Annotated in this window: 21 protein-coding genes and 1 pseudogene; 11 read left to right on the top strand and 11 right to left on the bottom strand. The window is 63.5% G+C overall.

Annotated elements, in window-relative coordinates; genetic code table 11:
- Positions 1-55 precede the first annotated feature (55 nt).
- From ABIE56_RS04130 to ABIE56_RS04105, 6 genes are all read left to right on the top strand, one after another.
- Positions 56-709 (top strand): YbhB/YbcL family Raf kinase inhibitor-like protein, encoded by a 654-nt coding sequence (locus ABIE56_RS04130; protein WP_429242559.1) that lies wholly within the window; start codon positions 56-58, stop codon positions 707-709.
- Positions 710-899: 190 nt separating this feature from the next.
- A complete protein-coding gene (locus ABIE56_RS04125; protein WP_247331038.1) occupies positions 900-1,058 on the top strand; it encodes a DUF1328 domain-containing protein in 159 nt (52 codons plus the stop codon).
- 164 nt (positions 1,059-1,222) lie between these two features.
- Entirely contained in the window at positions 1,223-1,645 is a 423-nt protein-coding gene (locus ABIE56_RS04120; protein WP_429242558.1) for a DUF883 family protein, read from the top strand.
- Positions 1,646-1,669: 24 nt separating this feature from the next.
- A complete protein-coding gene (locus ABIE56_RS04115) occupies positions 1,670-2,155 on the top strand; it encodes an ABC transporter ATP-binding protein (protein ID WP_429242557.1) in 486 nt (161 codons plus the stop codon).
- A 4-nt stretch (positions 2,156-2,159) separates the two neighbouring features.
- Positions 2,160-2,477 carry a hypothetical protein gene (locus tag ABIE56_RS04110; RefSeq protein ID WP_429242556.1) on the top strand — a complete coding sequence of 106 codons (318 nt, stop codon included), beginning with the start codon at positions 2,160-2,162 and terminating at the stop codon, positions 2,475-2,477.
- Entirely contained in the window at positions 2,474-3,640 is a 1,167-nt protein-coding gene (locus ABIE56_RS04105) for an AI-2E family transporter (protein ID WP_429242555.1), read from the top strand. Before ABIE56_RS04110 ends, ABIE56_RS04105 begins: the two co-directional genes overlap by 4 nt.
- Positions 3,641-3,706: 66 nt before the next feature.
- Here the strand turns inward: ABIE56_RS04105 and ABIE56_RS04100 are convergent, their stop codons facing one another.
- The 6 genes from ABIE56_RS04100 to ABIE56_RS04075 all read right to left on the bottom strand — a co-directional run bounded on the left by ABIE56_RS04100 (position 3,707) and on the right by ABIE56_RS04075 (position 12,460).
- On the bottom strand, positions 3,707-4,414 hold the full coding sequence (locus ABIE56_RS04100) for a hypothetical protein (RefSeq protein WP_429242554.1): 708 nt from the start codon (positions 4,412-4,414) through the stop codon (positions 3,707-3,709).
- Between the two features lie 486 nt (positions 4,415-4,900).
- The gene (locus ABIE56_RS04095; RefSeq protein ID WP_429242553.1) at positions 4,901-5,740 is read right to left on the bottom strand and encodes a class I SAM-dependent methyltransferase; all 840 of its coding nucleotides are present in this window, start codon (positions 5,738-5,740) and stop codon (positions 4,901-4,903) included.
- 118 nt (positions 5,741-5,858) lie between these two features.
- A complete protein-coding gene (locus ABIE56_RS04090) occupies positions 5,859-6,632 on the bottom strand; it encodes an SDR family NAD(P)-dependent oxidoreductase (RefSeq protein WP_429242552.1) in 774 nt (257 codons plus the stop codon).
- Positions 6,629-8,062 carry an efflux transporter outer membrane subunit gene (locus tag ABIE56_RS04085; protein ID WP_429242551.1) on the bottom strand — a complete coding sequence of 478 codons (1,434 nt, stop codon included), beginning with the start codon at positions 8,060-8,062 and terminating at the stop codon, positions 6,629-6,631. The genes ABIE56_RS04090 and ABIE56_RS04085 overlap by 4 nt, the downstream gene beginning before the upstream one ends.
- Before the next feature lie 3 nt (positions 8,063-8,065).
- On the bottom strand, positions 8,066-11,254 hold the full coding sequence (locus ABIE56_RS04080) for an efflux RND transporter permease subunit (protein WP_429242550.1): 3,189 nt from the start codon (positions 11,252-11,254) through the stop codon (positions 8,066-8,068).
- Between the two features lie 6 nt (positions 11,255-11,260).
- The gene (locus tag ABIE56_RS04075; RefSeq protein WP_429242549.1) at positions 11,261-12,460 is read right to left on the bottom strand and encodes an efflux RND transporter periplasmic adaptor subunit; all 1,200 of its coding nucleotides are present in this window, start codon (positions 12,458-12,460) and stop codon (positions 11,261-11,263) included.
- Between the two features lie 198 nt (positions 12,461-12,658).
- Here ABIE56_RS04075 and ABIE56_RS04070 point away from each other — a divergent pair, with 198 nt between their 5' ends.
- Together ABIE56_RS04070 and ABIE56_RS04065 are read left to right on the top strand one after the other, a co-directional pair.
- Entirely contained in the window at positions 12,659-13,642 is a 984-nt protein-coding gene (locus ABIE56_RS04070) for a LysR family transcriptional regulator (protein ID WP_429242548.1), read from the top strand.
- 88 nt (positions 13,643-13,730) lie between these two features.
- Positions 13,731-14,846, top strand: a complete 1,116-nt coding sequence (locus tag ABIE56_RS04065; RefSeq protein WP_429242547.1) for a serine hydrolase domain-containing protein — start codon at positions 13,731-13,733, stop codon at positions 14,844-14,846.
- Between the two features lie 30 nt (positions 14,847-14,876).
- On the opposite strand, the gene ABIE56_RS04060 is transcribed toward ABIE56_RS04065, so the two are convergent.
- Together ABIE56_RS04060 and ABIE56_RS04055 are read right to left on the bottom strand one after the other, a co-directional pair.
- Positions 14,877-16,463, bottom strand: coding sequence for a winged helix-turn-helix domain-containing protein (locus ABIE56_RS04060; protein ID WP_429242546.1), 1,587 nt, complete (start codon positions 16,461-16,463; stop codon positions 14,877-14,879).
- A 13-nt stretch (positions 16,464-16,476) separates the two neighbouring features.
- Entirely contained in the window at positions 16,477-17,322 is an 846-nt protein-coding gene (locus ABIE56_RS04055) for an undecaprenyl-diphosphate phosphatase (RefSeq protein WP_429242545.1), read from the bottom strand.
- A gap of 106 nt (positions 17,323-17,428) precedes the next feature.
- Between ABIE56_RS04055 and ABIE56_RS04050 the strand changes: the two genes are divergently transcribed.
- The 3 genes from ABIE56_RS04050 to ABIE56_RS04040 are packed head-to-tail and all read left to right on the top strand — an operon-like array spanning position 17,429 to position 21,954.
- Positions 17,429-18,949, top strand: a complete 1,521-nt coding sequence (locus ABIE56_RS04050; protein ID WP_429242544.1) for an efflux transporter outer membrane subunit — start codon at positions 17,429-17,431, stop codon at positions 18,947-18,949.
- On the top strand, positions 18,946-20,400 hold the full coding sequence (locus ABIE56_RS04045) for an efflux RND transporter periplasmic adaptor subunit (RefSeq protein ID WP_429242543.1): 1,455 nt from the start codon (positions 18,946-18,948) through the stop codon (positions 20,398-20,400). Before ABIE56_RS04050 ends, ABIE56_RS04045 begins: the two co-directional genes overlap by 4 nt.
- Before the next feature lie 3 nt (positions 20,401-20,403).
- Positions 20,404-21,954 (top strand): DHA2 family efflux MFS transporter permease subunit, encoded by a 1,551-nt coding sequence (locus ABIE56_RS04040; RefSeq protein ID WP_429242542.1) that lies wholly within the window; start codon positions 20,404-20,406, stop codon positions 21,952-21,954.
- Between the two features lie 33 nt (positions 21,955-21,987).
- Here ABIE56_RS04040 and ABIE56_RS04035 read toward each other — a convergent pair whose 3' ends face one another.
- The 3 genes and pseudogenes from ABIE56_RS04035 to ABIE56_RS04025 all read right to left on the bottom strand — a co-directional run.
- Positions 21,988-22,626, bottom strand: a complete 639-nt coding sequence (locus ABIE56_RS04035) for an HNH endonuclease (RefSeq protein WP_429242541.1) — start codon at positions 22,624-22,626, stop codon at positions 21,988-21,990.
- Entirely contained in the window at positions 22,623-23,528 is a 906-nt protein-coding gene (locus tag ABIE56_RS04030; RefSeq protein ID WP_429242607.1) for an AAA family ATPase, read from the bottom strand. Before ABIE56_RS04030 ends, ABIE56_RS04035 begins: the two co-directional genes overlap by 4 nt.
- Before the next feature lie 246 nt (positions 23,529-23,774).
- Positions 23,775-23,909 (bottom strand): annotated as a pseudogene (locus ABIE56_RS04025) (AAA family ATPase); the annotation flags it as partial.
- Between the last annotated feature and the right edge of the window lie 372 nt (positions 23,910-24,281).

Here is a 24,281-nt window from a genome sequence, read left to right as displayed (position 1 = left end):
TGCCACGCTGGGCGAGATCTACCGCCTTACCTATAAGAAGTAGAAGGAGAGCAGCATGCGACTTAAGAGCGACAGCATCGAGAACGGCAAGCCGGTTCCGGAAAAGAACGCCTTCATGGGCCCGGCCAAGGGCGAAACGCCGCCGATCAAGCCCGGCGGCAACGCCACCCCTCACCTGGCCTGGACCGAGGTCTCCGACAAGGCGAAGTCGTTCGTCATCGCGGTGATCGATACCAACGTGCCCTCGAAGGCGGATGACGTGAACGTCGAAGGTCGTGAGGTGCCGCGCAACCTGGCGCGCGTGGAGTTCGTGCACTGGCTCATGGCCAATATCCCGCTGGAATGCCGTGAACTGGCCGAAGGCGCGTGTGGCGAGGGCATCGTCCCGCGCGGCAAGGGCAACGGGAAGATCAAGCATGACCTGATCGGCCCCCCGGGTTCGGTGCAAGGCCTGAACAGCTACACCGAATGGTTCAAGGGCGATGCGGACATGGAAGGCCACTACCACGGCTACGACGGCCCGTGCCCGCCGTGGAACGACTCGATCCGGCACCATTACCACTACCACGTGTATGCGCTGGATGTGGAAACGGTCGAGCTGGAGAACGGCTTCAACCTGGCCGAATTGCGCGACGTGATCAAGGGTCACGTGGTGGATGAGGCGGTGATTACCGGCACTTATTCACTGAACCCCAAAGTCCACGCGTGATTTCTGCGTGAACCCGTAGGAGCGCGCTCGCGCGCGATGGGTGCCTGCCACAAGCCCCATCGCGCGCAAGCGCGCTCCCATAGCTGCCGGGGTTAGATGAATGGATGGTGTGGCGGGGCGTTTTGCTTCACACCCCCTGCGCGGAGGCCGCGCCTAAATGGAACGGCAAACCCTCAAGGGAGGAACGACAATGCTGCACTACGCCTTGGTTTTCCTGGTCATCGCCATCATCGCGGCCATCTTCGGTTTCGGCGGTATCGCGGGTACGGCCGCAGGCATCGCGAAGATCCTGTTCATCATCTTCCTGATCCTGGCCATCATTTCGTTCTTCCGCGGCCGCAGCGTGTAGTCTCGGCCAACGGCCCGGCTGCGGCCGTCCGCTCACACCGGCGGTCGGCGTGCCGCGGCCGCTGTAGGAGCGCGCTTGCGCGCGATAACCCACCCGCGACCACCTCCACATCACCTAACGCCCCCTAAGCTCCCCACCCCAACGCCTGAAACCCGGAGATAGCCATGACCAAGCCCGAGGACCACGTCGCCAACGCCGCAACCGCCGCCGCGAACACCGTGACGGCTGCCGCGCGCATTGAAGAGCGCGCCGAACGGGTGAAGCAGGCCACCACCGATGCCGTCGACCGCACCCGCGATGCGGTGGATCGCGCCGCTGACCGGACCAAGGATGCGGTGGACCGCACGGCGGACCGTGTCGAATCAAGCCTGCATAACGCCACCGACCGCGCTGCCCATGGTGCCACCCGTGCCGCCGAGAAGGCCGAAGAGGCCAAGCTGCGTGGCAAGGAGGCGTATGACGATGCCGTGGACAAGGCCAACGACTGGCTGGATGTCGCCCGCGAATACGTGCGCGAGAAGCCTGTGCAGTCCATCGCGCTGGCCGTGGCGGCGGGTTGGCTCGCTGGCCGCATCCTGCGCAACTGACCGGGCACGCCCAGGGGATGATGCATGCTTGAAGACGGATCCTCAGGGCCGGACAGGATGGATAACCCGCCGCCAGGTGATGACGCGCCGGCGGGCGGACCGTCGCTGTCCATGCCGCCTTGGGTCGATGACCTGCGCCGCCTGGGCAAGGGCATGAAGAACCTCTTCGCCGCCCAGCTAAAGCTGGCCGGCGCGGAACTTGGCCTTGCGCGTAGCGGCATTGTCCTGATGCTGTTCATGGGCCTGGCGGCGATTACGTTTGCCGTCGGCCTGGGCTTCACCCTCCTGGCCCTGGTGGGTTGGGCGCTCGCCCAGTGGTTCGGTTCATGGGCATGGGCGCTGGCCGCGCTGGCGGGGCTCCAGGTCATTTTCCTGCTGCTGGCCATTCTGGTCTTCCGCCACGCCATGCGCTGGCTTACCCTGCCGGCCACCCGCGCCGAACTGGCCACGCTGGCAAAGCAGGCCGCGGTGCAGGGCAAGGCCGAAGGCGAACTCCGCGAGAGGGATTGAGACGATGGGTATTTTCAGCAGCATGGCGAAGGTGACCGAGGCGCGGGCGCGCGTGGTCGCCGCGCGCGCTGAAACTGTCGAGCCGGCCGCGGCACTCATCGCCCGTGGCTACGAACATCCACTGACCGTCCTCGGCCTTGCTGCCGGGTCCGGTTTCCTGCTCAGCAGCGTCAAGGTCAATCCGCTCGGCCTGCCGGGCGTCAGCAACCTCGTAGCGGGTGGCACAGCCGATATCGTCGGCAAGATCGTGTCCATCGCCGCCGGCAGCTTCCTGGGCGAAATGGCCGGTGATGCGGCCGACGCCGCCGACGAGGCAACGTGAACGAGTCGCCCAACCCTCTCCCTGCGCCCGTATCTTCCGTGGCGCCCGGCGTTGCTGTATCCACCCTGGCCACACCCGCGCGCCCCGCACGCCGCAAACCCGGTGGTAGCCATAACGTACGGCGGATCTCGCGGCACCTGCGCGCCATCCGCATAGGCCTCACCGGGCTGATCATGCTGGCGTTGTTGTATACGGTGGCCATCACCAAGTCGCTGCTGGTGCCGCTGGTCCTCGCTGGCTTCATCGGTCTCGCCCTCAACCCGATCGTCGCCGCCGCCGCCCGTTGGCGCATTCCGCGCTGGTTAGCTGCCGTCGTCGTGATGGCGCTGCTGGGCACGGGCATGGTCACCGCCGTTGGCACGTTATCCACGCCCGCGTTGAACTGGTTCCATGAAGCCCCGGCCGCGATGCGCGCTTTTGCGCCGAAGATCAAGCCGATGACCCAGCAGATCGAGGCGGCGAGTCGCGCCACGCAGACACTGGTTGGCGGTGCGGTGACACGCGCCGCGCAACAGCCGAACACCTTTGCGTTTACCGCATGGGACATTGTCGCGACCGCGCCCAAGATCATCGCGAGCGTACTCACCGTTGCGCTGCTGGTGTTCTTCTTCCTGGTATACGGCGATGAGATCCTCAGGCGAGCCGTCGAGATATCGCCGACGTTTGCGTACAAGCGACATACGGTCAGCATTGTTCGCAGTATCCAGGTGGAAGTTTCGAGTTACCTGCTGCTCACCGCCGCGATCAACGTGACGCTGGGCTTGGTGACTTCGGCCATGCTGTACCTGTACGGCGTGCCGGATCCGCTGCTTTGGGGTTGTTTCGCCACCGTGGCCAACTTCATCCCTTACGTCGGCGCGATCAGCACCACCACGGTGCTTGCCGTGGTCGGCGCACTCCACTTCCAGGAGCTTGGCCCCGCGCTGTTGCCGGCCGCTACCTTCGCCGGCATCACTGCGGTCGAGGGCAACATGATCACGCCAATGCTGCAGGGTCGCCGCTCGCGCCTCTCGCCGGTGGCCATTCTGCTGTGGCTGCTCATCTGGGGCTGGATCTGGGGTATCCCCGGCGCGATCCTTGCCGTGCCCATGCTCACCTGTGTGAAGCTCATCACCGCGAAGCTCCGCGGCTGGGAATGGTTCGCGCATATCATCTCGCGCTGACGCATCGCTCCTCTGCACGCCTGTCGGGCCATGGCGTTCAAGGCCCAACAGGCATAACAGACACTTCTAGCGATGATGCCGCGGCAGCGCTTTACCCGGCCCGCTGTAAGTCAGGCGGAAGGGTTCGCCCCAGGCCGTGTGGTAGCGACGGCCATTCCGGGTGAATTCTGCTTGCATGCTTACGGTCTCGCCGAGGTGATCAAGTACATTGTAGAACGTGAGTTCAGCGCCGTCGGATGCCACATTCCAGCAATGAACGAAGTCATAGCCCGAACCCGATGTCGAGTTCCGGGTTCCGCTATATGCACCGTGGATACTTACGAGGGTGTCCGGGTCCTGATCGATGTCCGGATGGTTCACCCAGCCGCCGTCATAAGCAAAGGACAATGGCCACAACGTGGCCCCTGCATCCCATATCAGTTGACCGATATCAAATTCACCCTTTGCGTTCAGTCCACGAGTGATGACGGGCGCACTCCACGAGAGACCCTCGGGATTGTACAGCCGGCAGACGAGGCCGCTTGTGTTTGTATCAGCATCCGTTGGGGGACGGTCTGTCGTGTGTACGAAGACGCGGACTGACAGAGAGTTATCCCCCTTACCTATGAGCGGTATCAAATCGTTTCGTTTTACGACTGCGCGCGCTCCCCAAGCGATGGTATCAAACGTGATCGCTTTACTGATGAGGGGCCAGATCTCAAAACTATTAATAACAACCTCGACCGATAGAAAGTGCCCTTCGGGCGTCAACGCAGAAGGTGGTACGTCGATCACCAGGTCGCCTTTCTACTCATCAAGATCAAGGATGGGTGACCAAGTAACGCCGGGCTGTGCTCCATGGACATACGGCACTGACGGTTCATTGGGCAAATTCAGGATGGCCGGTTCCAGGTTGGCCGACCCGTGGTGCGCCCCCGAGCCGTCCCGCGGCTGGAAGGAGCGTCGGTCGATTCCTTGCAACGGTGGCAGTTCGCCAGCGAGTCGCTGAAAATGTCGATACATCGTTGGAGTTGCAGACTTACTCTGGCGCATTAGCTTCTCTCCATGAAGACGGTTTAAGGATTCACGAAGCGGCAAGAAATCCAGCCGCGAGAACAGCATGTTGCGCCTTTTCGAGATGCGCAATGGCGGCGTCACGTGATGAAATGACCGCAGATCAATAGCCAGGCAGAGGCTTGCCGAATGTGCATTGCGAATCTAAACCGAGAGACAATATCCACGCCCGCACCCACGTGTGATCGCGCGCAAGCGCGCTCTTACCTAAAACGGCGTCGACGCCACGGCGAGCGTGAAGGTCTGCAGGAAATGGAAATCCGGCCGGGTCAGCGCGAACGCCTCATGCGCCGGGTTGCAGAGATTTTCCATCTCGGTGAAGTCAGCGGCATCCAGGTAAGGCCGGAGCCGCCCACCCCAAGAATCACGAAACAACGTCTCGCCGATGTAGCGTGCATCCTCGGGGCGTAACGGCGCGATGCGATCCATGGTGTATGTGCGCACTTGAACGTCTTGTAGCCCGGCCGCACGCAGCAGGCCGACATTCGCACGCACGGCAGTAAGTCCACGCTCATCCACGAGGTACTTGTCGCGGTAGTACGCACGCACGGCTTCATTGACCACACGCTCAAGCCGCGCATCCCAGGCGAAGCACATGTCTGGAAGGAAGGAGCTCTGCCCGAGCGCGATGCGGCCGCCGGGCCGAAGCAAGGCGGCAAGCGTGCGCACGCCCTCGACCGGTGAGTGAAGGTGGTTCACCACGTTCACCGACCAGACGAGATCGAACGTGGCATCGGCGAACGGTGGCCGAAGCATGTCGGCATGCACCGCATCGCCCCTCGTGCTGGCGGCCGCCACGTGGGGCAGGGCGAGGTCCATGCCGGCCACCGTGCCACCCGGCCTGACATGTTCAGCGAACCAGCCGAGCGCTTCGCCGGTGCCGCACCCGGCATCGAGCACGCGCAAGCCGGGTGTCAGCCCGAGGCTCGCGATGGCCCGACGCAACTCGGGCGCCGCGAACGCATTGAAGCGGCGGAGCTTCTCGCTGTAATCGCGCACCGTGGTATCGCCAAGTAACCCACGCGCGGGGGACGGATTCACGCTCATGGAGCGTGAGTACCGTTAAAGCGACGCGAGGTTGTAGGAGCGCGCTTGCGGGCGATGGGAGCGAGAGGCGGGGTGCATCGCGCGCGAGCGCGCTCCTACAAAAGGGGTATCGCCTGGGTTACCAGGCGATACGTGCGCGGTCCCGGTAGAAGTCGCCGGTGCCGGCTTCGTGTTCGCTGACCAAGGCGGCCCAGACGACACCTTCGGCACTTTCCGCCACGGGGCGGCCACCGGCGCCGCCGAGGTCGGTGGCGGTCCAGCCGGGGCAGACGGCGTTGATCAGGATGCCGCTACCCTGCATTTCCTTCGCGATGACCTGGGTGTAGGCGTTCAACGCGGCCTTGGAGATGCGATACGCGGGGGCTTTCTCCCCGCACATGGCATGGACCGCGCACTCGCTGGACACGTTCACGACGCGGCCGTAGCCGTGCCGGCGCATCAGCGGTAGTGCAGCCGCAGTGAGCGACCACGCGCCAAGGAGGTTGACATCCAGGGCGCCGCGGATGTTGGTGAGATCGTTGTCGGCCGATTTGCCGCTATGGTCGTAATACCCGCCGGCGTTGTTCACCAGGATATCGAGCCGGCCGAAGCGGCCTTCGATATGCGCGATGGCCGCCTCGATATCACGCGGTTTGGTGACATCCAGCTTGATCGCGTACGCGTCACCACCGAGCTCGCGTACCGCCTTCAGGGCCTTGTCGCCCTTGGAAGGTTCCCGCATGCCCATGAACACGGTGACGCCGAGGGCGGCGAGCTGCTTGGCGACTTCCAGGCCGATCCCGCGGCTGGCGCCGCTCACCAGCGCAATGCGCTGGGTGAGCGGCGGGTCCATGGCGACCGTGGTCGGCCGCTTCGCCCGTACCGGCAGGCGATGAACCTTCGCGCTGGTCATGGCACCTTTGCAACCTCGCTACACGCGGTGTTGCCACAGGCTTCCCAGCCACCGCCCAGTGCCTTGTACAGCTGCACGGCGCGCACGTTGATGGCCGCCTCGGCTTCCGCCAACTGATCTTCCGCCGAGAGCTGGGTGCGCTCGGCATCGAGCAGTTCGAGGTAGTCGGTGCGGCCCGCGTCGTAGCGAAGCTTGGCGAGCTCCGCCGCGCGGCGGCTTTCCTTCGCCTGCACGAGCAGCTTCTCCACCCGCTCGCGCTGCTGGTTGAAGCCGACCAGCGAATTGTCGACATCTTCCAGCGCGGTGAGCACCGTGCGGTCGTAGTTGGCATGCGCTTCCTCGGCGCGGGCTTTCGCACCCTTCACGCCCGAGGCCACGCGCTGCACGTTCAGGCCCTGCCAGGAGATGCTCGGGGCCAGCGAGAACGCGCGCGAATCGGCGCCGCCGAAATCATTGCTGCGACCGGCGAGGAAACCGATGAAGCCGCCCAGCGAGATGTGCGGGAACCAGTCCGCCTTGGCGACGCCAATGCGGGCGTTCGCAGCAGCGAGTTCACGCTCGGCGATGCGGATATCCGGACGGCGCTGCAATACATCGTCCGCGCCGCCGATCGCGATGCTGACATCAATTGGTTTGAACGTCGCCGGTGACAGGTCGATATCGAGCTCACCCGGACGCGCACCCAGCAGCACCGCGATACGGAACTGATCCGCGGATGCCTGGGTTTCCAGCACGGGCAACTGCGCTTCCACGGATGCCAGGCGTGCCTTCGCGCTCGCCAGGTCCTGCTCGGCGCCCGTGCCGACCTCAACACGCGCCTGGATCACCTTTAGCGAGTCCTGCTGGTTAGCGATATCGCGCTTGGCGACATCGATACGCAGCTGTGTGCCACGCAGGTCGAAGTAGTTGCGCGCCACTTCGGCGAACAACGTGACCTGCGCATCCTGCACCGATGCTTCGCCGGCGGCCGCATCGGCCCGCGCGGCTTCTACCGAACGGCGGATGCCGCCGAACAGATCCAGCTCCCAGGAGGCATCGAAGCCGGCCTGGTACGCCGTGGTGGTAACGCGCTGGTCGGTGAAACCCGGCTGCTGTTCGCGGCTGCGGGTGTACGACACACCCGTTTCCACATCAGGGATCTGCTGCGACTTGGCCGTACCGAGCGCCGCGCGCGCCTGGTTCAGGCGGGCAAGGGCGATCTTGAGGTCCGGTGCGTTGGTGGCCGCGCGCTGGATAAGGCTATCCAGCGTGGGGTCACCAAACTGCTTCCACCACTGCGCCTGGAAGTTGGCCGTGGTCTGCTGCGTGGCATCGACGCCCTGCAGCGTGACCGGGTGTTCTTTCGGTGCGTGGTAATCCGGGCCCACGCTGGCACAGCCAGCGAGGACGAGGGCGGCGAATAACGCCGTGGATCGGAGAATCGTTTTCATGGATCAGACCTCACGAGCCGCGTTTTCGAGGAGGCGACGCTCGCGGCGAGCAGCACGCTTCGCCTCGGAGCGTTCGTTCCACGCGCGGATCAGCACATAGAAGAGCGGGGTGAAGATCAGGCCGAAGAAGGTGACGCCAAGCATGCCGGCAAACACCGCCACGCCCATGGCATGGCGCATTTCTGCACCCGCGCCATGCGAGGTCACCAGCGGCACCACGCCCATGATGAAGGCGAACGAAGTCATGAGGATCGGGCGCAGGCGGAGGCGGGCAGCCTCGAGCACGGCGTCGACACGGTTCATGCCTTCGATCTCGGCTTCGCGGGCGAACTCCACGATCAGGATGGCGTTCTTGCAGGCCAGGCCCACCAGCACGATCAGGCCGATCTGGGTGAAGATGTTGTTGTCACCGCCGGTCAGGATCACGCCGGTGATCGCGGACAGCAGCACCATCGGCACGATCAGGATCACGGCCAGCGGCAGGCTCAGGCTTTCATACAGCGAGGCCAGCACCAGGAACACCAGCAGCACGGAGAGCGGGAACACGAGTACGGCGGTGTTGCCGGCGAGGATCTGCTGATAGGTCAGCTCGGTCCACTCGTAGGTCATGCCGTTGGGCAGGCTGTTCTGGACCAGCTTCTCCATGGCCGCCTGGGCCTGGCCGGTGCTGTAGCCCGGTGCGGCGCCGCCGTTGATCTCGGCCGTGGGGTAACCGTTGTAGTGCTGCACGCGATCCGGGCCGTTGCTTTGGCGCACGGTGAGGAACGACCCCAGCGGCACCAGATCGCCCACGGCGTTACGTGTCTTCAGGTTGGCCACATCCGACGGTTCGTGGCGGAAGCCCGGCTCGGCGGAGACGTTCACCTGGTAGGTACGGCCAAAGCGGTTGAAGTCGTTCACGTAGAGCGAGCCGAGGTACGCGGCCATGGTCTGGAACACATCGCCCAGGTCGATGCCTTCCGACTTCGCCTTTTCACGGTCGATGTCGGCATCGTACTGCGGCACGCTCACCTGGTAGCTGGTGAACAAGTGGGCCAGCTCAGGCGTCTTCTGGCTCTGTGCGATCACGCCCTGGGTCTGCTTGTACAGCTCTTCGAAACCCATGTCGCCGCGATCTTCGATCTGCATGCGGAAACCGCCGATCGTGCCCAGGCCGTTCACCGGCGGGGGCGGGAAGATCGCGATATACGCATCCTGGATCGAGGCGAACTGGCCGTTAAGGCGGGCAGCGATCGCTTCGGCCGAAAGGTCCTTCGAGCGGCGCTCTTCGAACGGCTTCAGCGTGACGAACACGATGCCGGCATTGGTGCTGTTGGTGAAGCCGTTGATCGACAGGCCGGGGAACTGCACGGCGCTTTCGACGCCCGGGTCCTTCAGCGCGATATCACCCATGCGACGGATGACGCCTTCGGTACGGTCGAGCGAGGCTGCATCCGGCAGCTGTGCGAACGACACCAGGTACTGCTTGTCCTGGGTCGGCACGAAGCCGGTGGGCGTCTTGGCAAAGCCGAGCACGCCCAGGCCCACCAGGCCGGCATACAGCACCAGCACCACGGCCGAGAAGCGCAGGATCTTCTTCACGCCACCGACGTAACCGTGCGAGGCGCGATCGAACGTGCGGTTGAAGGGACGGAACAGCCAGCCGAGGCTGCGGTCCATCCACACCGTGAGCTTGTCCTTCGGCTCATCGCGGCCCTTCAGCAGGATCGCGGCAAGCGCCGGGGAAAGCGTGAGCGAGTTGAACGCCGAGATCACCGTGGAAATGGCGATGGTGAGCGCGAACTGGCGGTAGAACTGGCCGGTCAGGCCGCTGATGAATGCGGCGGGCACGAACACGGCGCACAGCACGAGGGCCGTGGCGACGATCGGGCCGGTCACTTCGGTCATGGCCTGGCGCGTGGCCATCTTCGGCTCGAGCCCATGCTCGATGTGTCGTTCGACGTTTTCCACCACCACGATCGCGTCATCCACCACGATACCGATGGCGAGCACCAGGCCGAACAGCGACAGGGCGTTGAGTGAGAAGCCCGCGATATACATCACCGCGAACGTACCGATCAGCGATACCGGCACCGCGACGAGCGGGATGATCGACGCACGCCAGGTCTGCAGGAACAGGATCACCACGAGCACGACCAGGATGATCGCCTCGAACAGCGTATGCACCACGGCCTCGATCGAGCCGCGAACGAACACGGTGGGATCGTAGACAATGGAGTAATCGACGCCCTGCGGGAATTCCTTCTTCAGCGTGGCCATCTCGGCACGCACTTCGTCCGAAATCGCAATCGCGTTCGAACCCGGGCGCTGGAAGATGGGGATCGCGACGGCTTCCTTGTTGTTGAGCAGGCTGCGCAGCGCGTAGTTGTTCGAGCCCAGTTCCACGCGAGCCACGTCACGCAGGTGGGTGACCGAGGCGCCATCGCTGCGGATGATGATGTTCGAGAAATCATCTTCCGTGATCAGGCGGCCGCGGGTGTTGATGTTCACCTGGAAGGCGTTGCTGTTCGGGCCCGGGGGCGCGTTCAGGGCACCGGCGGCCACTTCGATGTTCTGTTCGCGGATCGCATTCACCACGTCGCCGGTGGTGAGGTTGCGAATGGCCAGCTTCTCCGGGTTCATCCAGATGCGCATGCTGTACTCGCCTGCGCCGAACAGCTGCACATCGCCCACGCCGTCGAGACGGGCGAGCTGATCCTTGATGTGCGTACGCGCGTAGTTCGACAGGTAGAGCATGTCGTAGCGGTTATCCGGCGACGTGAGATGCACGACCATGGTCAGGTCGGGCGAGCTCTTGGTCGTCGTCACGCCCAGGCGCTGCACTTCCTCGGGCAGGCGCGGCTGCGCCTGCGCCACGCGGTTCTGCACCTGCACCTGGGCGTTATCCAGGTCGGTGCCCAGCGCGAATGTGACGGTGAGCGTCATCGCGCCATCGCTGGTGGACTGCGAGGAGGTGTAGAGCATGCCTTCCACGCCGTTGATCTGTTCTTCCAGTGGCGTGGCAACGGTTTCGGCGATGGTCTTGGGGTTGGCGCCGGGGTAGGTCGCCTTCACCACGACGGTGGGTGGCACCACTTCCGGGTATTCGCTGATCGGCAGCTTGAACACGGCGATACTGCCCGCGATCAGGAAGAGCACCGATAGCACGCCCGCTAAAATCGGGCGCTCTACGAAGAATTGAGCGATTTTCATGGTGGATCAGTCCTTCGCCTGCGCGACGCTATCGACGCCGGCCGGGCGGCTGGCGACGTTGCGCCCGCTATCGGGTACCAGGGAGGCCATGGCCACGCGCTTGGCGTTCACTTCCACGCCGGGGCGCACGCGCTGCAGGCCGTTCACGATCACGACGTCTTCGGCGTTCAGGCCGCTATCGACCACACGCAGGCCATCGACCAGCGCGCCGGTGGACACGCGGCGGTATTCCACCTTCTTGTCCTTGCCCAGCACGTAGACGAACTTGTTGCCGAGGTCGGTACCGACCGCCTTATCGTCGATCAGTGCGCGCGGCTGCGCGTTGCCGCTACGCAGTTCGACGCGGGCGAACAGGCCGGGGGTGAATGCGCCATCGGCATTCGGAAACACCGCGCGCAGGCGGATCGTGCCGGCGCCGGCCTTCACCTGGTTATCGATGAAATCGATCTTGCCGATGTGCGGGTAACCCTGTTCATCGGCCAGGCCCATGTCCACTTCCGGCGCGTGGCCGTTCTGGCGGCGCAGGCGGTCAAGTTTCAGGAAGCTCTGCTCGTCCACGTCGAAGTACACGTACATCGGATCGGTGGTGACGACGCTGGTGAGCGTGTCGGAAGGGGTCACCAGGTTGCCGGCGGTGATCTGCGCGTTGCTGACCTTGCCATCGACCGGGGCGCGCACCTCGGTGAACGACAGGTTGAGGCGGGCGTTATCGAGCGCGGCCTGCACCGAGGCCACCTGCGCGCGCGCGCTGGCCGCGGCGGTGTCGAGGCGGTCGGCCTCTTCCTGCGATACGGCGTGCTGCTGCACGAGCTTGGCGCCGCGTGCGGCGTTGGCATCGGCATTTTTCGCTTCGGCCTTGGCCTGGGCGAGGTTGGCGGCCAGGCGGTCACTTTCGGCGCGGTACGGACGCGGATCGATGGTGAAGAGCAGGTCGCCCTTCTTCACCTCGGCTCCTTCGCGGAAGTGCACCGTATCGACATAGCCATTGACCCGCGGGCGGATCTGGATCGTATCCACCGCCTGGATCCGGCCGGTGAAGGTGTTGCTGTCGCTGACCGGGCGCAGGAGCACCTGGGCGACGGTCACCTCGGGGGCGGGCATGGCGGGTGCCTTGTCCGCGGCGTGGGTCGTCGGCGAGCTGAGCCAGATGGCTGAGGCGACAGCCACCGCCAGGGCGGACGAACCGAACAGGATTTTCTTCTTCATGGAGGGGAGTCCGGTGAGTGTGTGTAAGGGAGAGCCGAAAGGTTCGGGCGGCGCAGGATCCGACCTCAACATTGGTTGAGGTCAAGTCGGTCCGTCTCAGGGGGCGTAACTTAGGTCTTGCGCGTCAAGCTAAAAATGGGTCTACAATCATCGCGGCTGTGACGCTGAGTCACGAATACCTTCAGACCGGAGCTGGCGATGGAAGACTTTTCCGCTATCAGCGTGTTTGTCCGGGTGGTGGAAGCGAAGAGCTTCTCCGCCGCCGCTACCCACCTTGAAATGACCCCTTCGGGGGTCAGCCGCGCCATCTCCCGGCTGGAAGAAAGCCTGGGTGCCCGGCTGTTCTTCCGCTCGACCCGTTCGCTGCGATTGACCGACGATGGCAGTGCGTTCTATGCGAGATGCAAGGAGATTCTCGCGGACCTGACCGAAGCCACCGAGGCTTTGGGCTATGCGAAGACCAAGCCAGCGGGCAAGTTGCGCGTGGCCGCGTCATCGGCTGTGGGCCGCGCCGCGCTGATCCCAAACCTCGTGGAATTCGAGCAGCGCTACCCGGATATCCGGCTCGAACTGACCATGTGCGATTTCCCGTTCGATCTGAACGAGGAAGGCTTCGATTGCGCCATCCGCATGGGCGAACTGGCCGATTCCAGCCTGATCGCCCGCAAGATCGGCCACTTCAGCAACGTGCTGTGTGCGTCACCGGCGTACCTCGCCCGCCACGGCATCCCGCGTTCCATCGAGGACCTGAAGAGCCACCGCGCGGTGAATTTCGTGCACCCGGCCACCGGCAAGCCCTCGCAGTGGCAGTTCGATTCCCCGGGCGGCCGCGTCGCGGTGGATGTGGATGCCCACATGATGATCAACGACGGTGAATCGGTGATCCAGGCGGCTATCGCCGGCCTCGGCATCATCCAGGCGCCGCACTGCCTGGCGGCCTGCGCGCTGTCCAAGGGCATGCTCGAGATCATCATGACCGACACGATCTCCACCGGCTCCAACCTGTGGATCGTGTACCCGCAGAAGCGCCACCTGTCGGCCCGTGTCCAGGCCTTCATCGAATGGACCAGCGAGCTGTTCCAGCGCACCAGCGATCCGCAGTGCCGCCTGGTGGAGCAGCAGCAGGCCGAGCTGGAAGCCGTGCGCAAGAAGAAGATGCCGGCCATCGCCGCGGTCGCTTAAGCACCGCCTTCATAAATCTTCATACGGATTTCAGGCATTTCAGAACGCCTGACGGCGTACTGGAGGCTCCTCACACGGAGCCTCCTTCATGCGCCATTGCCTTGCCTGCCTTCTTCTTGCCCTGGCCGCCTCGCCGGCCTGGGCCGCCGCCTACGTCCCTCCCAAGCCCGGCCCCGATGGCTGGCCAGTCGCCGACGCCTCCCGCCTCGGCTGGGATACCGCGACCCTCGATAGCCTCGGCGCGAAGATGGCCGACGGCACCTACAAGAAGATCACCAGCGTCGTCGTGGCTGACCACGGGCGGCTGGTGTACGAGGGTTACTTCAACGACGGCTCGGCCGATGCGTTGAACGACGTGCGCTCGGCGACCAAGAGCCTGACCGCCATGCTGGTCGGCGCGGCCATCCAGCGGGGGGCCATCAAGGATGTGCATGCCCCGGTCTACGCCTTCTTCCCGGACGTGAAGCTCGACAAGGCCGATGCCCGCCGGGCAACGATCACCCTGGAAGACCTGCTCACCATGAGCTCGATCTGGGAGTGCGATGACGATAACCAGTATTCCTCCGGCAATGAGGAGCGGATGTATGTTTCCGACCGCTGGCTCGACTTCGCGCTGAACCTGCCGGTGCGTGGTTACGCACCCTGGGTGCAACGCCCGGCGGATGCCCCGTATGGAAGGGCGTTCTCCTACTGCACGGCAGGCGCCTTCGTGGCCGGGGCGGCGGTAGAGCGTGCGGTGAAGGAACCGCTGGCCACCTTTGCCCGCGAGGTCCTGGAAACGCCGCTTGGTATCACCCAGTCACACTGGAGCACGTCCAGCGAAGGCATCGGCATGGGTGGCGGCGGTACGCGCTACCGCTCGCGCGACCTCGCGAAGTTCGGGCAGCTGGCGCTGGGTGGGGGCAAGTGGCAGGGCAAGCAGGTGCTACCTGCCGCATGGGTGAAAGCGATGCTTACACCGCACGCCCAGGCGCGCGAAGACGCGGAATACGGCTACCTGTGGTGGCGGTTTCACTTCACCATCGATGGCGTGGATACGCCGGTATGGGCGATGAGTGGCAACGGGGGCAATTACGTGTTCGTGGTGCCGTCGCGCGGTGTCGTCGCGGTCGTCACCAGCCAGGCATTCAACGAGCGATTCGCGCATCCGCAGTCGCAGGGGCTCTTCCGTGACGTGGTGCTTAAGGCATTGCCCAGGCGCTGATCGCGCGCAAGCGCGTGCACCGTTGCGTCGCTACGGGACGGTGTCCTGCACGAACGCGCCTGCGCGCGATTCCCGTTCGCAGGGGAGATCGGCAGGGCACCACTTTGCCCCGAGCACACGCTCGCGCTCGGCACGCGTACGCCGCTCAATACTGTCGATGACATCCTGGAAGCCGGGATCGGCCGCGATCGGCGCGAACAGGGGCGACGCACGGAGGTAACCCGCGTCGCGCCACCCCATCGCTACGGCATCGTCCAGCGCGGCGATCGCACCACGGTGATCGCCGGATGCTTGCAGTAACCACACCAGTTCGAAGCGGCTGGCCGGCCACGGATCGCTGGCCAGCGCTTTGCGAATCGAAGCAATGCGTTGTTGCAACGCCTCGCCCGTGATCGGCTGGGCGGCATGTAACAACGCAAGCGTCTCGGGCAGGGACGCTTCCGGCCGCAGCGCATGCGCTTCCGCGAAGGCGTTGGTTGCCGCCGGCCTGTCTCCGCGGCGTAACGCAAGTTCACCTTCCAGGATCGGGAGCTCGGGCCGGGCCGTATCACGCCGGCGTGCCTCGGCAATAGCCACCCGGGCCTCGTCGAAGCGACCGTGTGCGAACAGGTACGCGGGCCAGCCGATGTTCCCGAACACATTGTCCGGCGCCAGTTCGAATACCTGTTTATAGCGCTGGCCCGCCTGCGTAGCATAGCCAAGTAGCTCGTACTCACGCGCGAGCTGCACATCGCGATAGCGCACACGCGATGGATCGCCACGCATATCGAGGTTGGCGTGCAGCGCGTCGGCCAGGCGTCCTTGCTCCTGGTACAGGTACGCCGCCGACGAACGTGTGGCATCGTCATCCGGGTCCAGCCGCACGGCGCCCTCGTACGCGGCGATGGCGCCGCCTATGTCACCCAGGCAATCGCGCGCGTAGCCCAGCGCGGCCCAGGCGCGCGCGTTATCCGGGCCTACGGCAACCGCGCGGCCGGCGATGCGCAGCGCATCGCGGGCATCATCGATGCTGCCGTTATAGAGGCACGTGCGCGCTGCGCGGGTGCGGCTGGCACCTGACAGGGCGTCGACATCATCGGGTGCTTCGTGCAATGCCCGGTCGTACAGGGCCAGCGCACGTTCATTGTTATCGCGCTGGCCCATGCGTGCATACCACCGCGCGCGATCGAGGATCTGTTGCTCCGCGCTCGGTACCGGCTTCTGTTCGCGTGCGAGAAAGCTGGCGCCAAACGCGGCAGCGGCGAGCACACCCACGGCGGTGAGTGCAGGCCACAGAGTGAAGCGCCGCGTGCCGTGTTCGGCGAGGTCGGGTACCGCGTGCGCCCCGAGCTGGTAGCCACGGCTGCGTACGGTACGGATATACCGTGGCGCACGTGCATCATCACCCAGCGCCTGCCGCAGCAGGCGCACGCGCTGGGTGATGGTTTCCTCGTTCACCACGGCCGGCGCCCATACCGCGGCGATCAGCTCATCGAACGTGACGACGCGGTCGCCCTGTTCAACAAGGCAGGTCAGCAAGCGAAAGCTCAGCCCGGAAACATCGAGCCGTACGCCGCCACGCTCGACACTCTGGCGATCCAGGTCGATGACGAGATCGAGCAGGCGGTAGCGGCCCACGGGCTATCCCGGATCAGACGCCGGCTGGCAGGAACAGCAGCAGCGCAACGCCGAGCGCAATGCGATACACCGCGAAAGGCGTGAAGCGATGCGAACGGATGTAGCCGAGCAGCCACTTCACGGCGACGAAGGCGACGATCGTGGAAACGACGAACGCAACACCCAGCCCGGTCCAGTCTTCACCGGCGGCACCGCCGTGCTGGAACGTCTTCAGCAGCTCATAGCCCGTGGCTGCATACATGGTGGGGATGCCGACCAGGAATGCGAACTCGGTAGCCGCCGCGCGGTTGCTGGTGCCGGCGAGCATGGCGATGAAGATGGTGGCGGCCGAGCGCGACGTGCCGGGGAAGATGCCGGCAACCATCTGCGCGAGGCCCACGAGGATGGCGACGCGCCACGTGATGGCCACCTGGTCGGGGCGCTTGGAGGCTACCTGCTCGGCAAGGATCATCCAGAAGCCACCGACGATCAGCGCCCACGCGATCGGGGTGATCGTCTCGGGTAGCTTGAAGCCCATTTTGGTGGCGATAAGACCGAGCACGGCGGTGATGAGGAACGCCACGGCCAGCTTGGCAATGTAATCGCGCGTTTCCGGGCGGCGCCAGTTCTGCACGAAGCTCCACAACGTGCGCCAGTAGATGAACGTCACGGCGAGGATTGCACCCGCCTGGATCGCGACATTGAAGAGGTCTGAGCGTGCGCCGAGCCAGCGTTCGGCGATCAGCAGGTGGCCTGTGCTCGAGATGGGTAGGAATTCAGTGATTCCTTCGATGATGCCGAGGAGGATGGCGCTGATCAGATCATTCACGTCGCAGTGATTCCAAAGTGGGACGGCGGCATAGCTTAGCCTGCCAACCATGGCAGGTCGTCACATCGTGCCCACGCGGGGCGCTGATATTTTCGACTGGGACACAGAGTGGCCGGCCCCGGCCCTCCGTTCGCAAGAAATTCCAATCGGACCTGCCATGGCGCCCTCTCGTAAACCGCGCCCGCGCCCGGCCGGCGGATTACCCGCCGCCGTCCTCGCCGCGGCCTTGTGCCTCAGCGCCTGCGCGCCGCCCGTGCGGCCGCCCGCGTTTACTCCACGCGAGGAAGTGCCGCTCGCCGGATTACCCACCGGGCAGGCCGGCTGGCCCGACGCCGCGTGGTGGCAGCGATACGGTGACCCGCAGCTGAATCGGGTGGTCGAACTGGCCATGCGCGGTTCGCCCAACCTCGAACAGGCGGAGGCGCGTTACCGCTCGGCCATGCGTGCCGTGGATTCGGCGAAGGCCGAGCTGAACCCGCAGGTGCGCGGCCTGCTTTCAGGAACCCACGGCTATAGCGACGTCACGTTGAGCGGTGAAACGCCAGGCGCCACGGGGGGCACCGCGCAGCGCATCGAACTGAGCCCCGGGCATAGCTGGAGCAACAGCGGGGCGGCAGGCGCGCTGGCCACCTGGGACCTGGACCTGTGGGGCAAGCAGAAGGACGCTGTCGCTGCGGCGGTCGGGCAAGCACGCGCCGCGGAAGCCGAGCGCGCCTCTGCAGCGACCTCCCTGCAATACAACGTCGTGAACACGTACATGGACTGGCAGGCCCAACAAGCGCGGCTGGACGTGGCGCGCCATACCGTGCGCAGCACGGAGGATTACCGCTCGCTGGTGGAACTGCGCGTACAGCATGGGCTGGATGACCCGACCAACCTGGACCAGGCTGATGTGCAGCTGGCGCAGCAGCGCGGAAATGTCGCGCAGCTGGAGGGGGCGGCGCAGCTCGATGTCGTGCAGCTTGCCGCGCTGGCAGGCGTGTCGCCCGCCGACCTGGGTGACCTGAAGCCCCTACCGCTGCCTACCCCCGATGTGCAACTTCCCGGTGATGCGAAGCTCGGCTTGCTGGCGCGGCGGCCCGATATCGCTGCGGCGCGTTGGCAGATCGAGGCCTCGTCGAAAAATATCGACCAGGCACGCAAGGCCTACTACCCCGATGTGAGCCTGATGGGGCTCGGCGCCTTCCTGCGCACGTACCCCGACCTTGGGTCGGGAACGCGTACCGATCTGGCGCTTGGCAGCATCGGCCCCTCCATCCAGCTGCCGATCTTCAGCGGCGGCAGGCTGCGCGCGCAGGTGGATACAGCACAGGCGCAACTGGATACGGCCGTAGCCCAGTACGACGGGGCGGTGGTGCAGGCCGCGGGTGACGTGGCCCAGGGCATTGCGACATTGCAGGCGCTGGATGCGCGGCGCATCCAGCAGGATCGCCAGTACGACGCCACCATTGCACAACAACGCAAGGCCGGCGACCGGCGTTCAAAGGGCCTGATCGACGACCGCGACTGGCTGCGAGCCGACATGCAGGTCGATCAGCAACGCGACGCACGCTTGCAGATCACCAGCCAGATGCTCTCCGCCAACCTATCCCTGATTCACGCACTGGGCGGCGGCTACTACGCCGATGACCTGCCCGCGCTGCCGGCCGGCCCGGCCGCGAAGGAAGCCACGCGATGACGACCGAGAACGAGATCCCGCGCGACGGCGGCGAGAGTGCCCAGCCACCACTGTCCTACAAGTATCGCTACAAGTACCTGCACAAATATGCAGACGCTTCAGAGCCGGGCACAGGCCCCGGTGAGCATGAAGCGCATGACTCGCGCGACGAAAAGGACGGGCACGGGAACGACGAGAGCGCCAGGAAGAAAGGCGCGGATGACAAGGAGCAGAACGACAAGGATAAAGACGGCAAGGACGGTGACAGGAAGGAAAACGATAAGAAGGACGAACAGGACGATCCGAAAAAGAAGCGCCGCAAGGTCATCGTTCTCTCGATCATCGCCGCCGTGTTTATCCTCGCCGGCCTGGCGTGGCTGTTGCTCTACATCTTCGTATTTTCACAACGTGAAACCACTGATGACGCGTACGTGAAGGGCGACATGGTGACCATCTCCTCGCGTGTCGCAGGCACCGTCGTGGAGGTAAACGTGGAAGAGACCGATCGCGTGCACCAGGGCCAGGTGCTGATCCGCCTCGATCCGGTGGATGCCAACGTCGCCCTGATGAACGCGGAAGGGCAGCTCGCACAGGCCGTCCGCGAGGCGCAGGCCAAGATGCAGCAGGCCAATCAGGCCGATGCCGCCATTCCGCAGCGCCGCGCGCAGTATGAGCAGGCCCGCGATGAGTACAACCGCCGTCACCCGCTACTGGAGCGGCGCGCCGTGTCCGCCGAAGAAGTCGATACGGGCAAGCGCCAGATGCAGCAAGCGAAGGCAGCGCTCGACGCCGCCGAACGCGAAGCGGCGGCCGCCCACGCCCAGGTGGACGGCACCACGGTGGAAAACTATCCGGCTGTGATCCAGGCGCGTTCGCAGTTCCGCAACGCCTGGGTGAACAACGGGCGCAATGCCATTGTGTCGCCTATTGAGGGCTATGCCGCGCGGCGCCAGGTGCAGGTGGGCCAGCGCATCCAGCCGGGGCAGGATCTGCTGACCGTGGTGCCACTGGCCGATCTATGGATCGATGCGAACTTCAAGGAAACCCAGCTGGAGCACATCCGCATTGGCCAGCCGGTGAAGATCAGCACCGACATGTACTCGGACATCGATTACCACGGCAAGGTCGTGGGCCTGAACGCGGGCACCGGCAGTGCGTTCTCACTATTACCCGCGGAGAACGCCACGGGTAACTGGATCAAGGTGGTCCAGCGCTTGCCGGTTCGTATCGCCATCGATCCGGAAGACCTGCGCAAGCATCCGTTGCGTATCGGTTTGTCCACGGATGTGAACGTGGATACGCATGATCGCGACGGCCGCGTGTTGTCGGATACGCCACGCAACAAGCCGCTCGCCACCACCAACGTGTACGAGCAGGAAATGGGTGAGGCCGACCAGCACGCCGAAGCGATCATCCGCGAGAACACGGTGGATACGACGCCTACGCCGGTACCGGCCAGGCGCGGCGGCTGATCGATGGCCGCGAAGGAAGGTAACGGCGGGTCGCGGCCGCCGCTCACCGGCGGCGCGCTGGTGCTGCTGACAGCGGGCGTGGCGCTGGCCACGTTCATGGAGGTGCTGGATATCTCCATCGTCAACGTGTCGGTACGCACTATCGCCGGCAACGTGGGTGTCAGCAGCAACGAAGGCACGATGGCGATCAGTGCGTATTCCATGGCCAGCGCGGTCATGCAACCCCTGACGGGCTGGGTGGCGCGGCAGTTCGGCGAAGTACGCACCTTCATGATATCGGTCATGCTCTTCGTCGTTTTCTCGGCCTTATGCGGCCTTTCAACCTCCATGCCCATGCTGATCGTGTTCCGCCTGCTGCAGGGTGCGGTATCGGGGCCGATGGTGCCACTGTCGCAGACCCTGCTGCTGAATAACTACCCGGTCGCGAAGCGGCCGATTGCGTTGGCGCTGTGGGCCATGACCGTGGTCGTTGCCCCCGTGTTCGGGCCGATCCTCGGCGGCTGGATCACCGACAACTACCACTGGTCGTGGATCTTCTTTATCAACATCCCGGTCGGCATCTTCGCCGTCGTGGTCACCTACGCCCTTCTGCGCGACCGCGAATCGAAGACCACAAAGATGCCGATCGACGCGGTCGGCCTGTTCCTGCTCGCCGTCGGCGTGGGCTGCCTGCAATTCATGCTCGACAACGGCAACGACGATGACTGGTTCACCTCGAACACGATTACGGTGCTGGCTATCGTGTCGCTGGTATGCCTGACGTTCCTGGTCGCGTGGGAGCTCATGCACAAGCACCCCGTGGTGGAGCTGCGCCTGCTTGGCAAACGAAACTTCTTCGTCGGCGTGCTGTGCCTGTCACTGGGCATGTTCGCGTTCTTTGGCGGCACCGTGGTCATGCCGATGTGGGTGCAGGAGGTCCTCGGTTACACCGCCACCTGGGCGGGCTTTGTCGTGGCGCCCATCGGTATTCTTGCCATCGTCCTGTCGCCGATCGTGGGCGTGTTCCAGAACAAGTTCGACCTGCGCCTGCTCAACACCATCGGCTTTGCGGTGTTCGCGGCCGCGTCGTTCTACATGTCGACGTTAAGCACCAACGCGCCCTACAGCGAACTGGCCATCCCACGCTTGTGCATGGGCGCGGGTATCGCGCTGTTCTTCGTGCCGGTAAACCAGATCATCCTGTCGGGCCTGCCCGATGAGGAAGTCGCCAGCGCATCGGGCCTGTCCAACTTCTTCCGCACCCTGGCCGGCAGTATCGCGACCGCGGTAAGTACCACGATGTATTCACACCGCACCACGTATCACCACGCCGTGCTATCGGAAAACGTGGTGGAAGGCAGCCGCACCACCGGTGAGTATCTCGATCGCCTGCAAACACTGGGCGTGCAAGGACCGACGGCCAACGCGGCGCTCAACCGTATCGTCGACATGCAGGCGGCCACGCTCGCCGTGAACGATGTCTTCTGGCTGTTCGGCCTGATCTTCGGCCTGGCCATGGTCGCCATTTGGTTCGCAAAGCCACCGTTTGCGTCCGGCGGCACGCCGGGGCATTAGCGTTTTTCGGGAGCCCCGACGCGCACATGGGAATCATTTCTTGATGCGGGCTAGAATTCGATGGAGCGTAGCCTGCGCGAAACCTGCGTATTGAGTTGAATTGCTCACCTCTCTTTCAGCTTGTGCCAGCAGGATGTCGCGATACTCCGCTGGTTTCGAAAGAATAACTTCAATCAGGTTTCTGAGCTCCTTGAGCCGATCGATACGGCGATCTATCAGGTCTGGACGGTTAAGGTCTATTACGCGCTCAGTCACGCTCGCACTAGGGTGGGACGGGTCACCCCATATGAACGGCCCTTCGAACTGAAAACAATCAGATGGGTCCTCATCGTACGGATCGAACATTCCCTCGTGCGACGCCTTATTGGTATTACACACGTCGCACGCGATTGTTAAGTTTCGCCAGACGAAGCGAAGCTCGGGTCGCGCGGACTTTGGCGTAATGTGTTCAATGTCGCCGTACGTCACATGGCGCACATAGCTTTCACAGTAGGCACATTTTCTCGAAGTTTCCTCAAGGAGCGCTTCTTTGATCGACGTATGGTTGTAACGTCCAAGAACACTCTTCTTAGCATCGACGCCCTGCGCAATCGCCGTGTCAATCTCTTCCAGCCATCTCTTACCGTTCTTGCGAAGGATGTCTGGTTCGGGACCCTTGTCTAGCTTGATCACAACGGGTCCCCTTCGTCCGGAATTAGATCATCAATAGCCTGAGCAAGCGATCGTCCCAGTCCTGCGTCGTGAAGGTCGCGCTGCATGGAGCGGAATGCTTCTTCGTCGATCTTACGGCCCCGGTATCGAGAAACGATGTTCTTTATCTCAAGACTTGCCCAAAGCGGGATTGTCGAATCGACACCAAGGACATCGCGTAGGATGTCATTTGCCGATGCGGCCTTGTTGACTTGATCGAGTTTGGTGACCCGGACGCTATACTTCTTCGGGAGTCCGAATGCCTCATCGTTCGCAGCGTGGTAAGAAAGGACATACACATTCGATTCGCGTACAGAGGTTACGATGAACGGGCTGTGTGTCGAGACGATGAACTGTACTTTTGGGAAAGCTCTGAGGAGACTCGAAAGTAACGATTTCTGCATCGAGGGATGAAGATGGTTTTCAGGTTCATCGATTAGCGCTACAAAGTGTTCCTGATCTCGAGAGAAAGTGTGAATTTGCCAGCCGAGATCTATCAGAGCACCGATTCCGCCAGATACTGCATCGATTAGAAACTCGCCAGTACTCGTGACGAGGACCACATCTGGAGTCCTGATTTCTAGTTTTCTGAATCCTAGGCTTGGCGGGAGAAGGCGGCGCAGAACTCGAATGAAGCCGATGTAGGTACGAAGCAGCTCTCTGTCCCCAGGAACTAGACGGTTGCCTGCGCCGAAGGTGGCCATTGCAATCAATGCCTCCTTCATGCGATGCAGCGGTGACGAATTCAGGACCATTTGACCGCCGAATCTATTGCGCACTTCGTTCTGATAATTTGTAAACGCTTCCCGCGGTCTAATGCCCGACGTCGGAATATGCGGGACGACTTGATACTGAGCGATAGCTCGATGTGACGGAATGTTCAAGCCCGCCACCTGCGTTTGATTATAGATCTGGACGTTATACTGAAGGTGTCCAACGCGTGGCACCATTAGCTCTGAGCGTGATCCAGTCGTGTAGTGTAACGTGCCGATTTGTTGGTAGTCGCCTATCGGACTTCCCGAGACAAGGGGCACAAAGGTTTCAGCGCCTGTCAAGTACGAGATCTGACCCTGCCGAGTTCGTACTGGCGTACTTAGAAGTTGGTTGGTCCATCCAAAGTGCTGGCTAAGGATGTTAAGCAGAGTGGTTTTTCCAGCGCCGTTTGTGCCAGTTAGAACAGTCAGTCTGGGATGGAAGGTTATGTCGACATCCCCGAACTGCCTCCAATGAGATAATTGCAGACGCTGAAACGTCGTCGCATCCATGTCGCCCCCGGCTTTTAGTTGGTCGTTGCGACCAGTGCTGGTCGCGGATCTTTAGACGGCCGACCGCCGACGGAATTCTAGGCCCAACGAATCGGCTTCTGCTTCGACCGGCGATCGTATAACTAGACCATTCGGGCGACAAGGAGTAACGCAGATGGTTCCTCCGGTCGCAGGAAGAAGGGAGCGAGGATCTAGTCGCAGGTGTACTACATACACCTGCGCCGCTGGCGACCTCTCTCAACTGTTGCTTCGCAGGAGGGCAGCAAGGCTTATTGCCCGCGATTGGGGCGACGCCCGCTCAAGAATCGCAGCGCGTCAGTGCAGATGCTCGAAGGCGCCGTCTGCGGCCTCGCTGCATCGCTTGCGGCGTGA

It is taken from the genome of Luteibacter sp. 621 (genome assembly GCF_050435445.1).
Lineage (GTDB): Bacteria > Pseudomonadota > Gammaproteobacteria > Xanthomonadales > Rhodanobacteraceae > Luteibacter.
Note: the sequence above shows the minus strand (reverse complement) of the source record. Positions and strands in the feature narration are given on the sequence as shown.